The 14,743-nt window shown below is 65.5% G+C and carries 13 protein-coding genes; 4 read left to right on the top strand and 9 right to left on the bottom strand.

The genetic code is table 11. The features are described from left to right. Nucleotides 1-32: 32 nt before the first annotated feature. The gene (locus tag MMSP_RS03385) at nt 33-1,217 is read left to right on the top strand and encodes a site-specific integrase (protein WP_235065659.1); all 1,185 of its coding nucleotides are present in this window, start codon (nt 33-35) and stop codon (nt 1,215-1,217) included. On the opposite strand, the gene MMSP_RS25585 is transcribed toward MMSP_RS03385, so the two are convergent. From MMSP_RS25585 to MMSP_RS03345, 9 genes are all read right to left on the bottom strand, one after another. Next, nucleotides 1,182-1,451: a hypothetical protein gene (locus MMSP_RS25585; protein WP_232022699.1), complete on the bottom strand. Its 270-nt coding sequence runs from the start codon at nt 1,449-1,451 to the stop codon at nt 1,182-1,184. The genes MMSP_RS03385 and MMSP_RS25585 overlap by 36 nt on opposite strands. A 44-nt stretch (nt 1,452-1,495) precedes the next feature. Further along, on the bottom strand, nt 1,496-1,705 hold the full coding sequence (locus tag MMSP_RS03380; RefSeq protein WP_020785475.1) for a hypothetical protein: 210 nt from the start codon (nt 1,703-1,705) through the stop codon (nt 1,496-1,498). Nucleotides 1,706-1,709: 4 nt separating this feature from the next. Continuing rightward, nucleotides 1,710-2,000: a WXG100 family type VII secretion target gene (locus tag MMSP_RS03375; protein ID WP_036426081.1), complete on the bottom strand. Its 291-nt coding sequence runs from the start codon at nt 1,998-2,000 to the stop codon at nt 1,710-1,712. Continuing rightward, complete coding sequence (locus MMSP_RS03370; RefSeq protein ID WP_020785473.1) at nt 1,993-2,304, bottom strand: WXG100 family type VII secretion target; 312 nt, start codon at nt 2,302-2,304, stop codon at nt 1,993-1,995. The genes MMSP_RS03375 and MMSP_RS03370 overlap by 8 nt, the downstream gene beginning before the upstream one ends. A 110-nt stretch (nt 2,305-2,414) precedes the next feature. Then, a complete protein-coding gene (locus tag MMSP_RS03365) occupies nt 2,415-2,903 on the bottom strand; it encodes a hypothetical protein (RefSeq protein WP_020785472.1) in 489 nt (162 codons plus the stop codon). Between the two features lie 79 nt (nt 2,904-2,982). Further along, on the bottom strand, nt 2,983-4,938 hold the full coding sequence (locus MMSP_RS03360; RefSeq protein WP_200861963.1) for an alpha/beta hydrolase: 1,956 nt from the start codon (nt 4,936-4,938) through the stop codon (nt 2,983-2,985). 428 nt (nt 4,939-5,366) lie between these two features. Continuing rightward, nucleotides 5,367-5,681, bottom strand: coding sequence for a DUF2563 family protein (locus tag MMSP_RS03355; protein ID WP_015357718.1), 315 nt, complete (start codon nt 5,679-5,681; stop codon nt 5,367-5,369). 131 nt (nt 5,682-5,812) lie between these two features. Further along, nucleotides 5,813-6,283, bottom strand: coding sequence for a hypothetical protein (locus MMSP_RS03350; protein WP_015357719.1), 471 nt, complete (start codon nt 6,281-6,283; stop codon nt 5,813-5,815). A gap of 24 nt (nt 6,284-6,307) precedes the next feature. Next, on the bottom strand, nt 6,308-7,753 hold the full coding sequence (locus tag MMSP_RS03345; RefSeq protein ID WP_020727081.1) for a CCA tRNA nucleotidyltransferase: 1,446 nt from the start codon (nt 7,751-7,753) through the stop codon (nt 6,308-6,310). Between the two features lie 165 nt (nt 7,754-7,918). On the opposite strand from MMSP_RS03345, the gene MMSP_RS03340 reads away from it, so the two are divergent. From MMSP_RS03340 to murJ, 3 genes are read left to right on the top strand one after another with little or no spacing between them, the layout of a single operon-like run. Further along, entirely contained in the window at nt 7,919-8,665 is a 747-nt protein-coding gene (locus MMSP_RS03340; protein WP_036426077.1) for an NUDIX hydrolase, read from the top strand. Beyond that, a complete protein-coding gene (locus MMSP_RS03335) occupies nt 8,662-11,043 on the top strand; it encodes a hypothetical protein (RefSeq protein WP_152522430.1) in 2,382 nt (793 codons plus the stop codon). Before MMSP_RS03340 ends, MMSP_RS03335 begins: the two co-directional genes overlap by 4 nt. After that, nucleotides 11,040-14,702 carry a murein biosynthesis integral membrane protein MurJ gene (gene murJ / locus MMSP_RS03330; RefSeq protein ID WP_369797284.1) on the top strand — a complete coding sequence of 1,221 codons (3,663 nt, stop codon included), beginning with the start codon at nt 11,040-11,042 and terminating at the stop codon, nt 14,700-14,702. Before MMSP_RS03335 ends, murJ begins: the two co-directional genes overlap by 4 nt. The last annotated feature ends 41 nt before the right edge of the window (nt 14,703-14,743 follow it).

Here is a 14,743-nt window from a genome sequence, read left to right as displayed (position 1 = left end):
CTGCAAAAGGTGAGTTTGTTGCCCGCTCGTACATGACAGTCGACGAGCTCTGTGAGGACTACATCGCGAGCCGTCACAACCTTCGTGAATCATCGAAAGCCAAGCTGGCCTATGATCTTTCGCCCCTTCGCGAGCGTTATGGGCCGGTCCCTGTGCAGCGCCTGGCCAAGGCCCACGTCGACAGCCTGGTCGCAGACCTCGTCGCGGGCGGCGCAACCACAATAAATGGACGGACGGGGCGGCCATGGTCACCGGACTCGGTTAACAAGGTGATCGCGACAATCGGGCAGGTACTCGCCGACGCTAAGGTTCAGGGCATAGTTCCGCGAAACGTCGCAGAGGTGGTGAATCGTGTATCGGTTCCCCACAAAGATGTTGATACGTACACAGAAGCTGAGGTCAGTGACCTTCTTGGGGCTATCGACGGTCACCGCCTCGCTCACGCTTGGGAGCTGGCGCTTTCCGGCTTGCGCCGTGGAGAAGTAGTTGGTCTATACTGGTCTGATATCGACTTCGACGCCAAAACGCTTGCGATTACGAACAATTGGGTGTCTGCCGCTGGACGCACCGTTGAGAACGATCCCAAGTCGGCGGCGTCGCGACGCACCCTCCGATTGCCGGAGCGGCTCGTCAACGTGCTGCGGTCGGCGAAGGTGCAGCAGGCAGCCGAACGCCTGGCGTTGGGCGCTAACGTTGGCGAATGGACGTACGTCGTGAGCAACGAGGTCGGGGAGCCGTATGCGCCGGGCGTCCTGTCGCGGTACTGGCGCGACACGGTTAAAGCCGCAGGTGCCCGCCACATCAAGTTGCACGCAGCGCGGCACACCTGCGCGACTTTGATGCATCTGCAAGGGGTCCCAGCAGCGGTGATTGCCGCGTGGATTGGGCACAAGGATGCCACTCTCACGATGAAGCTGTACGCGCACTCTCAGGACGACGCATTGAAGGCAGCGGGAGCGACCTTGAACCGGGTTGTGACAACTCGTGACACTGACGTGGTCAGGGCTCCGGCGTTCCCTGAGACTTTCCCACCCTGCCACCATTTCCCGGCTGGCCCGCAGCAGGAGCACTGTGATCAGCTATGCAATTCCCAAGTGCTCAACTGGCTAGTCGCCAACCACACCTCGGTTCGCGGATTAGAGGACAAGTTCGTTGAGCACGGTTACCAGCGGATCCTACAACTAGCCATCCATGCTGATGCCGGTTTCCCGACCTGATGTATCGCCCCAGAATTTGGGCGATACTTCTTTCACCCGATCAGGACCTACCGCATCTACTTTCGCTTGAAACTCTTCGAAAAGACGTTGTGCGCGTGCAATCTCATCGGCCATCGGCGCTGTGAAGCCCTCACGCTCCGCTTCCTCGGCTGTGCGGAAAATCTTGCCCGTAAATCCTGCACTCACCCGATAACTCCGTTCGTTCATCATTCCTGCACGGATCGACCAATTCATCTACCACACAACAGTCCGTGGAAGCGGCCTTGGTGAGTTCTCATTCAGTTGGAAACGTAGAAGCGACAGTCCAATCTCATCTCCACTGCCGCACAGCCTGTTTCGGCTAGCTCCATAGCTGCCAGGACCTTTGCTGCCGCCCCATCAGAAGCACGACCAGAGGATGCGATCACCGGCTCCAGCCCCTCGTCGGCAGCCAACACCGCGGCGCCAGCGCCATCGAGGGCCGCGGGATCCACGGCCAGCGGCGCCATCAGCTCATGACCACATGCTCTGATTCGCTGACATGACCGCGGTGTAGTTGGTGTGCGCGCTGTGTCCCGCGGACCGCAACTGAGCAAGCGCTTCGCGCATCATCGCTTCGCCACCGGCCCAATGCCGATGCGCCTCGGCATGGGCTGCCGCGGCCTCGCCCGTCCATGTCACGTGCAATCTGGTTACCAGGGATTCGATTTCAGCAATCATGGCCTCCGCGTGACGACCAAACTCCGCCATCTGCGCTACCGCATCGGACAGCGAGGCGGGATCCACCCGGAAGGGATCAGCCATGGCCCAATTCACGTAGAGCCCGCGCCGACGCCGCCTCGTTGGCCTGATAGCCCGCGCCCGCTTGGCCTACCGACTCCGCCAGCATCGACAGCCCCAACTGCACCTCTCCGGCACCACGGCGCCACAATTCCCATGCCGAGGCAAATGCACTCCCCGCCGCGCCGCGCCACCCGCCCAACATGTCGCCAACCTGTCCTTCGAGCTCAGCCAGTTCGCCTTGAAGATGTTCGGCAGCACCATGCAGCGATTCCGCGAAGCCAAGCATCGCAGCGGCATTCGCACCTAGCGTGCCGTCAGCATCCATGTCGGCAACCTAGCCACCCGGAGGCGCGTCCGCAATTCACCTGGCCGCCCCGCCCTGGGCCCACCCAGCGCACCTGGACAGCCATGTCCAGCTCAATGCCACATGGCTTGTTACTTTCCGCGGAGCTGCTCGTCAATGCGGGAGCCCATCGTCGTGCGCTCGAGGCGATGGTTGGTCATATTGCGGCATTCGCCGTAGAGCTGGATGCCGCCCTTTCCGCTAGCGGAGCTTTGGGTCAGCACCGCCACCACCCCGTTCTTGTTCAGGACGCGGCCAAAGGAGTGCCAATCAGGCGGAGGGCCATCACTCCAGCCGTGAGCAACCATGTCGGTCGCGATCTGTTGAAAGACCGTATTCGGTTCGGCTGCAGCGGGATAGCCCCCGGTGTCGTCAGTGGGCCACGCGAAGCTCATGGAGACCAGGCCGCGATATGGCGGATCGCCTTGGTCATTGCATGACGAGAAGTCGAAGCGTCCGGTTGGATCCTGCAGGCCTGCAAAGCTGGCGATCTGTTTGGCCGGTTCGATGACTTGATCGCGGGCCTGTTGGTCCGACAGCGGATGAGCCGGCTGATCGATCTCGGGACGGTGCGGTCTCATCAGTGAACATCCTCCCAAGACGAGCACAGCCATCGCCACCCCGATATGCCGCAGTGCAGTGCGGTATCGGGCGCGGTGATCAGCGGGGCGGTTGGTAAGCGGGATAGTGGTGGTCATCATGGACGGTGTCTCGTGGACGGTCGCTTTCTGGATCGATGTATGCCGGAACGCCGGGGACCCGGAACGGTCCGACGTGCGGCTGCCGCCGCCCCTCGGCAATCAGGTCGTCGCTCGCAAGTCGGTCTGGATGGCCGCTGGAGATATCGGTAATGCTGCGCAGCGACTCGCTGCCCATCACGTAGTAGTGCGAATGGTCGTGTCGGTCCATCGTTCCAGAGCCAGGTACTTCCGCGTGAAAGCGGACTGATCCAAAGCCGTCGCCGGCCGGATCACGACCCAAGCCGGCATCCAACGGAATCGGCACCCCATACTCCCTGAGTTTGCCTTTGAGTAATTCGCCAGGTACACCGCTGGATTCGCCGATCCAGCTGACCGGGTCCGTAGAGGCCGACCCGACGTAGACCTGTCCTCCGTCGAGATGGAAGTCGGCTGCACTGCGTGCGAGATCGGTTCCAGGACATCCTATGAGGATTGCGTCGTTCGCGTGCATGCCGCTGCCGGCAAACGCATCGGCTACCGTTGTCGATCCGTAGGAGTGTCCAATTACGGTGACATGTTGGGGCGTCAGGCTGTTGTGGGTGACCCAAAGCCCGTTCACATCGTTGGCCAGCAGTGCACCGCCGCTGCGCGCGAGCCCTGGCTCTGTGACTCTCACGTCGGAAAATCCGTTGGGGGCGTCATATCCCATCCAGGCGATCACCGCTGTGTAGTGGTGCTCAGGGTCTGCGGCGAGGGCCTGATCATAAAGGTTGGTTGCATCGTCGTGGTCTGACATCCAGCCCTGCGCCACGCTGCTGCCGGTTCCCGGCACGATCACGGCGGTATTGCGTGCATAGTCCGGGTTGCCGATGGCGATCGCCGCTTTGCCCTCGCCGTTGAAGGCCAACGGGTCGTATGCCCATAGCATGACGGGCCTCGGGTCATCGGTCGCGTGCTCCCGGTCATAGATGAGACCGTCGCGGGTCCTGATGGCATTTCGATAGCGCGTGACATCCGAGCCCGAAAGCCCATACTTCTGCGGGTTGTTCACGATGTCGTCAGCCGAGACGCCGCGTTGCATTGCCACGCTTTCCACCCGGGTGATGTCGTCGTCCATCACGGCCTGGTTCACCAAATCACGAGTGATGGCGTTGATGCCGTTGAGATTGCCCAGTTCTGGTGGATGTTCGTCGATCAATCGCCCTCGCTGTTGCGGACTCAACGAATCCCACCACTTCTTGACCTCCTCGGCACTCGCGGTAGGCGCCGGGATCGCAATCACCTCAGCGGGTTCAGCCGGAGACTGCGGGGCGTCCAAGGCCTGGATAGCCGCCGGATCGAAGCCGTCGGCGCTCAGACTGGTCAGGGCTTGGTGCAGCAGGCCCGCGTATCCCGCTCGTATCGAATGCAATTTACTCACTGCCGATTGCGTGTCGCCGACGGCTTGATCTTCAAGTGCGCAAACAATCGCCTCGAGGGCCAGCCTGTCCGCAGTTGTCAGTTGGGCGCCGTGTTCCAGCGCCAGCACCTCGCCAATTTCACTGTCGATGTCGCACAGCTGCGCCTCCAGGCCCACAATCTGGCCAGTCGCTGACCGCTGCGCCCCGGCCAGACCGCCGGCAATGTTGTCCAGTTGGAGCCCGATTTCCGGCAGCCTGGCAGCCTGCGATCTCAACGAAGTGGTAAGCCCCTGGACCTGGGGCGAATCGTTGATCGGGTGAGCGCCGTTCTCCCGATTCCAGGACGTCTCGAAACGGCGTCGTGCTTGGTCGAAGGCCGTGTCCGCCTCGGTGGTCGATCTGCCCGCATCGTGAAATGCCGTTGCTAAGTCTGATATCTGGGCCGGGCGACCAAGCTGCAGACTCTGATTGATCGCCCACGGGCCACCGCCGGCCTCGGCAATCAGAAGCGGGATGCTTATGTACCGGAGTTGCATCGCACCGTCCACAGCGTCGTGGCGTGACTCGAGCCTCTTGAGGTGGTTGATGCGCGCGGCGTGCGACATGCGCTGAGTCGCGCCCGCTGCGGCGGCAAATCGAGGACGATACCCGGCATCAGCGCTCGACACCCGAACTGAGGCGCACTACTTTGGATATGCCCGTGCGTCCGGCGACATCCATCGCTCTCCAGCAAACCGGTGTCGACCAACATCGTGAACCCTCCCGCGCCGGCAGAAAGATTACTACCGAGAAATCGCCGGTCAAGTCACCTTGCGGACGCTACGGCCTATGGCAATGAGTGGCGCAAGGGCCGGGGGCGGGTCGGCCGCCGCTGAAATAGCGAAGGTCCGGTAAAGGGTTTGTCCCAGAACGGATATCGTCCCTGGACGGCGGATCTGCAGTTCGTTCGCGATGCTCGGGATACCTATGTACCCGCACCCCACCGCACCGCTTGCAGCGCTTGGGCGTTGTGCCCATCCATGGCGGTGAATCCCTTGGCGGCCAAGTGTGCGTTGCTGCCGACCGCCGTCAGTGCTTCCTGATGGGCCTGCAGGTTCCGCACGTGTTGCGCATGCGCCGAGTGCACGGAGTTGTGAAACGCATCGGCGGCGGCGAAGTCGGCGAACATTCCTGACATGAGCGGCCCCAGCGCGAGACGATCGGCGCCTTCTTGGGCGTGTCCCCCGGCTCGGTGAGATTCGTTGCCCCCCAGGTGCAGCAGTCCGGTGTCAACAAACATGGCCAGCCTTGTCTCGTCCAAGTCGCCCGGCAACGCCCTGTCGCGGTCCCCGAAGCGTCGCCGTCCCTCTCATCCAGGCCGCCACGCTAGTGACGCCCACCTTTGGTGGTCAATTCACCTTGATCAAGTCCTCACAATGCGCTGGCACCATCGGCGGTCCCATCACCGTCGGAATCGGTGATCCGCACATCCCATTCGCCGTCGCCATCGGTATCGACGTACCCGGTGATCCCCTCCTCTTCCGGACACAGCGCCCGGTCGGCAACCCCGTTGCCGTCGGTATCTATCAGCTGATCGTCGGCTTGCCCGAGCCCGTCGAAGTCAACCAAGGGGCCACCGGTGTGCTCGACACCATCGAGACCGAACCAACGAAGTTGCCCGCCGCGCTCAGCGCCGACCGCCCACGTCCCCGAGCCGTCGTCGGTAAAGACGGCTTCGGGGGTTCCGTCGTTGTCGAAGTCGAAGATGCCATGGTCGGCCATGCCGTCACCGTCGAAGTCCGCCAATGCGTCATCGCGCATGCCGTCACCGTCCAAGTCGAGATCGGGCAGGCGCTGCCAGATGGCCGCCGTTCCGTCCTCGCCACCGATGCAGTAGTCCACTCCTACTTGGACGCCACACCGCCGCTAGGGGTTCCCCCGCGATTGCCACCAGGACAGCAGTTCGGCCTTGGCTTCCTCGATGGTCAACGGTCCACGCTCGAGCCGCAGCTCTTTGAGATAGCGCCACGCCTCACCGACTTGAGGGCCGGCCGGAATGTCGAGCAGCGTCATGATCTGGTTGCCATCCAGATCCGGCCGCACCCGGTCCAGGTCCTCCTGGGCGGCCAGTTCGGTGATCCGCTCCTCGAGCCGATCATAGCTGGATTGCAGGCGCGCGGCCCGACGCTTGTTGCGCGTGGTGCAGTCAGCGCGTACCAGCTTGTGTAGTCGCGCCAGCAGCGGTCCCGCATCGGTGACATAGCGCCGCACCGCCGAGTCCGTCCACTTCCCATCGCCGTAGCCGTGGAATCGCAGGTGTAGATACACCAGCTGCGAGACGTCGTCGACCATCTGCTTGGAGTACTTGAGGGCCCGCATCCGTTTGCGCACCATCTTGGCGCCCACCACCTCGTGGTGGTGAAAACTCACGCCGCCGTTGGCCTCGTGGCGTCGGGTGGCCGGCTTGCCGATGTCATGCAGCAGCGCCGCCCACCGCAGCGCCAGGTCCGGTCCTTCGTCTTCCAGTTCGATCGCTTGGCGCAGCACGGTCAGCGAGTGCTGGTAGACATCCTTGTGCTGGTGGTGTTCGTCGATGGCCATCTGCATGCCACCGATCTCGGGGAGCACCACCTCGCCCATTCCGGTGTGCACCATCAGGTCGATGCCGGCCACCGGATCCTCGCCCAGCAGCAGCTTGTCCAGCTCCGCGGCGACCCGTTCGGCGCTGATGCGTGCCAGTTGCGGGGCCATTTCCTCGATCGCGTCCCGCACCCGCGGTGCCACGGCGAAGCCGAGCTGGGAGACGAACCTCGCGGCCCGCAGCATTCGCAGCGGGTCGTCACCGAAGGACACCGAAGGCGCGGCCGGCGTGTCGAGCACCTTGTCGCGCAGCACCGACAAACCGCCCAACGGATCGAGGAACTCGCCCGGGCCACTGGCCGTGATCCGCACGGCCATCGCATTCACGGTGAAATCGCGGCGCACCAGGTCGTCTTCGAGGCGCTCGCCGAAACGGACCTCGGGGTGCCGTGAAACCTGGTCGTAGCTGTCGGCCCGGAAGGTCGTGATCTCCAGGCGGTAGTCGTTCTTGGCGATGCCAATCGTCCCGAATTCGATGCCCGTGTCCCACACGGCATCAGCCCAGGGGCGCACGATCTTCAGTATCTGTTGCGGGCGGGCGTCGGTGGTGAAGTCCAGGTCGGGGGACTTCAACCGGCCCAGCAGGGCATCGCGAACCGAACCACCGACCAGATACAAGTCGTGACCCGCATCGGCGAAGGCCGATCCGAGTTCACGAAGCACGGCGGCGTGCCGATTGAGGGCTACCGCGGCAGCGGTCAGCAGGTCGGCATCCTGGACGGTTTCAGGCACGTTCGATCAGCCTAGTCACCAGACTCCACCGCGCGACCAGACGGCCGGTAACGGGTGCCCGCCGCCCTCGGATCCGGCACCGAAATCCGGCCGCAATGCCGTCGATGCGGCCGGCGACGGCGAGTGCGTCCTGAAGACCCGCTCCCGCCAGCTAATATCGCTTGGGTGTCGGAGGGCGAACAAGCCAAACCACGTCGACGCCGAGGCCGGCGTCGCGGACGTGGCGCTGCACGCTCAGCCGAGAATCATACGGACAACGCCGGGTCCACCGACCCGAACCCAGCACCCACCAAGGGTCGCAGACCCCGCCTACCCCGTCGCGGCCGTCCGGACCGGTTGCGGACCGTGCACGAAACATCGGCCGGTGGCCTGGTCATCGACGGAATCGATGGACCGCGCGACGCGCAGGTCGCGGCGCTGATCGGTCGGATAGACCGGCGCGGACGCATGCTGTGGTCACTGCCCAAGGGCCACATCGAGATGGGTGAAACCGCCGAGCAGACCGCGATCCGCGAGGTCGCCGAGGAAACCGGCATTCGCGGCGGCGTGCTCGCCGCGCTGGGTCGCATCGACTATTGGTTCGTCACCGACGGCCGGCGTGTACACAAGACCGTGCACCACTACTTGATGCGGTTCTTGGGCGGAGAACTCTCCGACAATGATCTCGAGGTCACCGAGGTCGCGTGGGTGCCGATTCCGGAACTCCCGTCCCGGCTGGCCTACGCCGATGAACGTCGGCTGGCCGAAGTCGCCGACGAGTTGATCGACAAGCTGCAGACCGACGGTCCCACCGCGCTCCCGCCGTTGCCGCCCAGCGCGCCCCGCCGACGGCCCCAAACTCACTCACGCACTCGTCACGCAGCCGAAGGATCCCCACCCGGACGCAAGAACGGTCACGGACCGGGGCCGTGACCGCGTTGCGACTCCCTTGGTCCGGGATGTGGCGCCTCGCCGCCGTGATCGGCATCGTTGCCGGGTTCGCGGTAGTGCTCACTGCTCCCGCCGCGCCCCGCGCATCGGCGGGCGAGCCCGGTGCGACGCCGTTCGTGCAGGTCCGAATCGATCAAGTGACCCCAGACCTGGTCACCACCACAAGCGACCCGGTAATCACGGTCAGCGGCATGGTGACCAACATCGGCGACCGCCCGGTTCGCGATGTCATGGTCCGGCTAGAACACGCCGCCGCGGTCACGTCGTCGTCGGCGCTACGCACGTCGCTGGACGGCAGCACGGACCAGTACCAGCCGGCCGCGGACTTCCTCACGGTGTCCTCGGAACTGCGGCGAGGCCAACAAGTCGGCTTCACCCTGTCGGCGCCGTTGCGCTCGCTGACCAAACCATCGCTGTCCATCGATGGTCCCGGAATCTTCCCGGTGCTGGTCAACGTCAACGGGACGCCCGACTACGGTGCGCCGGCCCGTCTGGACAACGCGCGCTTCCTGCTGCCCGTCGTCGGGGTGCCCCCCGACCGTGACGCCGACTTCGACGCTCCCGTCACGCCCGAGACCGACAAGCCGGTTTGGATCACCATGCTGTGGCCATTGGCCGATCGGCCTCGATTGGCCCCCGGCGTTCCCGGCGGGACCATTCCGGTACGGCTGATCGATGACGACCTGGCCAACTCGCTGGCCAGCGGGGGCAGGCTGGATACCCTGCTCTCCGCCGCCGAACTGGCCACCAGCCGCGACGTCGACCCGGAGGGCACCGTCACCCGCTCTATCTGTCTGGCCGTGGACCCCGACCTGCTCGTCACCGTCAACGCGATGACCGCGGGCTACGTCGTATCCGATTCCCCTGACGGCCCCGCTCAATTGCCCGGCACCCCGACACATCCGGGAACCGGCCAGGCGGCCGCAAACATCTGGCTGGACCGCCTGCGCACGCTGGCCCGGCGGACATGCGTGGTGACACTGGCTTACGCCCAGGCCGACCTGGACGCCTTGCAGCGCGTCAACGATCCCCGGTTGAGCAACATTGCCGTCATCAGCGCCGCCGACATCGTCGATCGGATCCTCGACGTCAAGTCGGTACGGGGCGCGGCGGTGCTGCCGGACGGACCGCTGACCAGCCGCGCGGTCGACCTCCTCAACGCCGACGGCGGAATGGTCACCATCGCGGCCGCCGACTTCTCCGCGCACGTCGCCGCCGAAGGCGGCCGGGCCACCGCCGATACCGCACCCCGACGGTTGTCGGCTGAGGTGGTCGCCGCCCCGTTCGACCCGACCGTCGGCGCCGCCCTGGCGGCCGCCGGGAGTAACCCGACCGTTCCCACCTACCTGGACTCCTCGCTGTCGGTACACATCGCCCACGACTCGCCAACCGCACGCCGCCAAGACGCCCTAGGTGCCATGCTGTGGCGCAGCTTGTGGGGGGAGGCGGCACCACGCACCCAGATCCTGGTCCCGCCCACCACCTGGGACCTGCACAGCGATGACGCACAGCTGATCCTGACCGCATTGGCCACCACCATTCACTCCGGCCTGGCGGTGCCGCGGCCGCTGTCGGCCCTGATCTCCGAGGCGGCGGCGCACACCGAGCCGCCGGAGCCGCCCGGTCCCTACCCTTCGGCACGGGGCCGATTCGACGATGACGTCACCGCCCAGATCTCCGATCAGAGTGGTCGCCTGTGGAAACTGACGTCGGCCATGACCACCGACGACCGCACCGGACTGACCGGGGCGCAGTACACCACACCACTTCGCGAGGACATGCTGCGCGCTTTGAGCCAGTCGGTACCGCCCGATACCCGCAACGGCTTGGCTCAGCAACGGCTGGCGGTGGTCGGCAACACGATCAACGACTTCTTTGGTGCGGTCACCATCGTCATTCCGGGTGGCTCCTACACCCTGGCCACCGAACACAGCCCCCTGCCCCTGGCCCTGCACAACGGCTTGGCGGTGCCCATCCGAGTCAGGCTTCAGGTCGACGCGCCGCCCGGCATGACGGTCACCGATCTCGGTGAGATCGAGCTGCCGCCGGGGTACCTGCCCATTCGGGTACCGATCGAAGTGAATTTCACCCAGCGCGTCGCTATCGACGTGACGCTCAAGACTCCCGACGGCATGGCGCTCGGCGAACCCGTGCGGTTGTCCGTGCATTCCAACGCCTACGGCAAGGTGCTGTTCGCGATCACGCTGACGGCCGCCGCTGTGCTGGTGGCGCTGGCGGGACGGCGGCTTTGGCATCGCTTCCGCGGTCAGCCCGACCGTGCCGACCTGGACCGGCCCGATCCTCCCGCCGCCCGGCACGCCGCGTCCGACCATCGGGTCGATGAAGAGCACCGAGTATGAAACCGGCTCCGCGGCGAATCCCACCAGCGCCGCAGGAAAGCCCTCCGGCGCGACCGCCCGCACCACGGGGTCCGGTTTCAGCGCCGGACCCTCGACGGCTTCCCGAGCGGCTCCCGGTGCCCTACGGCCAGGCGGCTGCGGGGCCACCGAAGCGCGCTGAACTCTCCGATGCCGCGCTGGTATCGCGGTCGTGGGGCATGGCCTTGGCGACGTTGGTCAGCCGGATCACGGGTTTCGCCAGGATCGTGCTGCTGGCCGCCATTTTGGGCGCGGCGCTGTCGAGTTCCTTCTCGGTGGCCAATCAGCTGCCGAACCTGGTCGCCGCGCTAGTGCTGGAGGCGACGTTCACCGCGATCTTCGTGCCGGTCCTGGCTCGCGCCGAGCAGGACGATCCCGACGGTGGGGCCGCCTTCGTGCGGCGGCTCGTGACGTTGACAACCACGCTGCTGATCGTGGCAACCACGCTGTCGGTGCTGGCCGCGCCACTGCTGGTGCGGTTGATGCTGGGCCGCGACCCACAGGTCAACGAGCCGTTGACCACCGCCTTTGCCTACCTGCTGCTGCCTCAGGTGCTGGTCTATGGGCTGTCGTCGGTGTTCATGGCGATCCTGAACACCCGAAACGTGTTCGGGCCGCCGGCCTGGGCGCCCGTCATCAACAACGTCGTCGCCATCGCGACCTTGTTGGTGTACCTGGCAGTCCCCGGCGAGCTGGCCGTCGATCCGGTGAAGATGGGCAATGCCAAGCTGCTCGTGCTTGGAGTCGGCACCACGCTAGGCGTGTTCGCGCAGGCCGCGGTGCTGCTGGTCGCGATTGGGCGCCAGCACATCAGCCTGCGGCCGCTGTGGCGAATCGATGACCGGCTCAAGCGGTTCGGCGCCATGGCCGCCGCCATGGTGCTGTATGTGCTGGTCAGCCAGCTCGGGCTGATTGTCGGCAACCAGATCGCCAGCGGGGCCGCGGCTTCGGGGCCGGCCATCTACAACTACACCTGGCTGGTGCTGATGCTGCCGTTCGGCATGATCGGGGTAACCGTGCTGACGGTGGTGATGCCGCGGCTGAGTCGCAACGCCGCCGCCGAGGACATCCCGGCCGTGCTCGCCGACCTGTCGCTGGCCACCCGTCTGACGATGATCACCCTCATCCCCACGGTCGCATTCATGACCGTGGGCGGGTCGGCAATGGGAAGCGCGCTGTTCGCCTACGGAAACTTCGGCAAGGTCGACGCCGGATATCTGGGCGCGGCGATCGCACTGTCGGCCTTCACGCTGATCCCCTATGCGCTGGTGCTGCTGGGACTGCGGGTGTTCTACGCCCGCGAGCAACCCTGGACTCCGATCCTGATCATCATCATCATCACCAGCGTCAAGATCGGCGCCTCGGTGTTGGCGCCGCACCTCACCAATGACCCCGACATGGTCGCCGGTTATCTGGGACTGGCCAACGGGCTCGGATTCCTGGCCGGCGCGATCGTCGGCTACTACCTGCTGCGACACGCGCTGCGCCCCGGTGGCGGCCAACTGGTCGGCACCCGTGAGGTGCACACCATCCTGGTGACCATCGCCGCGTCGCTGCTGGCCGGACTGCTGGCCTATGTGGTGGATCGGCTTGCCGGGCTGGGCCAGTTGACCGTGTTCGATGGCGGAATCGGTTCGCTGCTGCGGCTACTCATCCTGGGCGTGATCATGGCGCCCATCGTGATTGCGGTGCTGCTCGCCGGGCAGGTGCCCGAGGCACAGGCGGCTCTCAACGTGGTCCGCAACCGGATCGGAACGCGCCTTGGCAAACCGGGTCCACGCAGCGTAGCTGTGCTGGATGCATCGTCTGGCGATCACGACGTCACGTACCCTGAGCAAAGGAAGTCGTCCCTGCCGGGGGAAAATGTGGTCCAGGAGCTGATCCGGCGCAAACCCCCGGTGATCAGGGCCGGGATAGCGAAAGGACCGTCGGTGACCGACCGCCCATCGGATAGCACCGCCTCATCGAGTTCCGCGTCGGATATCGATCTGCCGCGGCCAGTCGCCGACGATTTTCAACCCGACATTCCGGCCGGCCCAGACCGGGGCCGTGGCGCGAGTCAACGCCCCTCGGATCAGTCCAACGGCGATTCCGTCGGATACACCCGCGGACCCATTCCGTTCGACGCTCCACGCGAGTGCAGTGCGGAACCCTCGACGCCGCAAGACGATGTCAATCTAGTCCCGGGTGCCCGCATCGCCAACGGCCGCTACCGGCTGCTCGTCTTCCACGGCGGTATCCCGCCGTTGCAGTTCTGGCAGGCACTCGATACCGCCCTGGATCGACAGGTGGCGCTGACCTTCGTCGACCCGGATGGCACCCTGCCCGAAGATGTCCTGCAGGAGATTCTGGCCCGCACGCTGCGACTGAGCCGGATCGACAAGCCGGGCGTCGCCCGGGTGCTTGACGTACTGCACACCGCCTCCGGCGGGCTGGTGGTGTCGGAGTTGATTCGCGGCGGCTCGCTGCAGGAAGTCGCCGACACGGCACCCTCGCCGGTCGGGGCCATCCGGGCCATGCAGTCGCTCGCGGCGGCCGCCGACGCCGCCCATCGGGCCGGCGTGGCCCTGTCGCTGGACCACCCGGGCCGGGTCCGGGTCAGCATCGAAGGTGATGTGGTGCTCGCCTACCCGGCGACCATGCCCGACGCCAATCCGCAGGACGACATCCGAGGCATCGGCGCCGCGCTGTATGCCTTGCTGGTCAACCGGTGGCCGCTGCCGGAGGCTGGGGCAGACAGTGGGTTTGCGCCGGCCGAACGCGATGCGTCCGGCAATCCCGTTGAGCCCGCCGCCGTCGATCGCGACATCCCGTTCCAGATCTCGGCGGTCACCGTCCGATCGGTTCAAGAGGACGGCGGGATACGCAGCGCCTCAACACTTTTGAACCTGCTACAGCAGGCGACCGCGGTGGCCGACCGGACCGAGGTGCTGGGCCCGATCGAACCACCCGCGCCGCCCGTCCCCGCCCGCTCCCCCGCACCCACGGGTGCAACCTTCGGGCGCCGCCGCCGCAACCTGCTGATCGGGATCGGCGCGGGCGCCGCGATTCTGCTGGTAGCGCTGCTGGTGTTGGCCTCGGTGCTCAACAAGATGTTCGGAAACGTCGGCGGCGGCCTCGACCAGGACCAGCTCGGCCTCAACGCCCCCACCGCGTCCACTTCTGCGGCCGCCAGTTCGGCGCCGGCGGGCAGCGTCGTCAAACCCACCAAAGCCACCGTCTTCTCACCGGATGGTGAAGCCGATAACCCGGGCCAAGCCGACATGGCCATCGATGGCGATTCCACCACGTCCTGGGAGACCGACACCTACAACGACCCGGTTCCGTTCCCGGGCTTCAAGAATGGTGTCGGGTTGATGCTGCAACTTCCGCAGCCCACCGTGGTCGGCTCGGTCACCCTCGACGTTCCCAGCACCGGCACCAAGGTGGAGATTCGTTCGTCACCAACTCCCAACCCGTCGAAGCTGGATGACACCACCGTGCTCACCTCGGCTACCGCACTCAAGCCGGGTTCGAACACCATCGCGGTCAATGCCTCCTCCCCCACCTCCAACCTGCTGGTGTGGATTTCAACGCTGGGCACCACGGACGGCAAGAGCCGCTCCGCCATCTCCCAGCTCACGATCCGGGCCGCCTCCTAACGCAGCGCACCGCGCGTCGGGGTGAAGTGCTCGACGGCCCG

This window comes from Mycobacterium sp. 012931 (assembly GCF_000419295.1).
GTDB classification, from domain to species: domain Bacteria; phylum Actinomycetota; class Actinomycetes; order Mycobacteriales; family Mycobacteriaceae; genus Mycobacterium; species Mycobacterium marinum.
Note: the sequence above shows the minus strand (reverse complement) of the source record. Positions and strands in the feature narration are given on the sequence as shown.

What these genes read in the sequence shown, in the direction of transcription:
- MMSP_RS03385 (WP_235065659.1), top strand. Translation starts at nt 33, where the DNA reads ATGACAGTCGACGAGCTCTGTGAGGACTACATCGCGAGCCGTCACAAC.
- MMSP_RS25585 (WP_232022699.1), bottom strand. Translation starts at nt 1,451, where the DNA reads ATGAATTGGTCGATCCGTGCAGGAATGATGAACGAACGGAGTTATCGG.
- MMSP_RS03380 (WP_020785475.1), bottom strand. Translation starts at nt 1,705, where the DNA reads ATGGCGCCGCTGGCCGTGGATCCCGCGGCCCTCGATGGCGCTGGCGCC.
- MMSP_RS03375 (WP_036426081.1), bottom strand. Translation starts at nt 2,000, where the DNA reads ATGGCTGATCCCTTCCGGGTGGATCCCGCCTCGCTGTCCGATGCGGTA.
- MMSP_RS03370 (WP_020785473.1), bottom strand. Translation starts at nt 2,304, where the DNA reads ATGGATGCTGACGGCACGCTAGGTGCGAATGCCGCTGCGATGCTTGGC.
- MMSP_RS03365 (WP_020785472.1), bottom strand. Translation starts at nt 2,903, where the DNA reads ATGAGACCGCACCGTCCCGAGATCGATCAGCCGGCTCATCCGCTGTCG.
- MMSP_RS03360 (WP_200861963.1), bottom strand. Translation starts at nt 4,938, where the DNA reads ATGCAACTCCGGTACATAAGCATCCCGCTTCTGATTGCCGAGGCCGGC.
- MMSP_RS03355 (WP_015357718.1), bottom strand. Translation starts at nt 5,681, where the DNA reads ATGTTTGTTGACACCGGACTGCTGCACCTGGGGGGCAACGAATCTCAC.
- murJ (WP_369797284.1), top strand. Translation starts at nt 11,040, where the DNA reads ATGAAACCGGCTCCGCGGCGAATCCCACCAGCGCCGCAGGAAAGCCCT.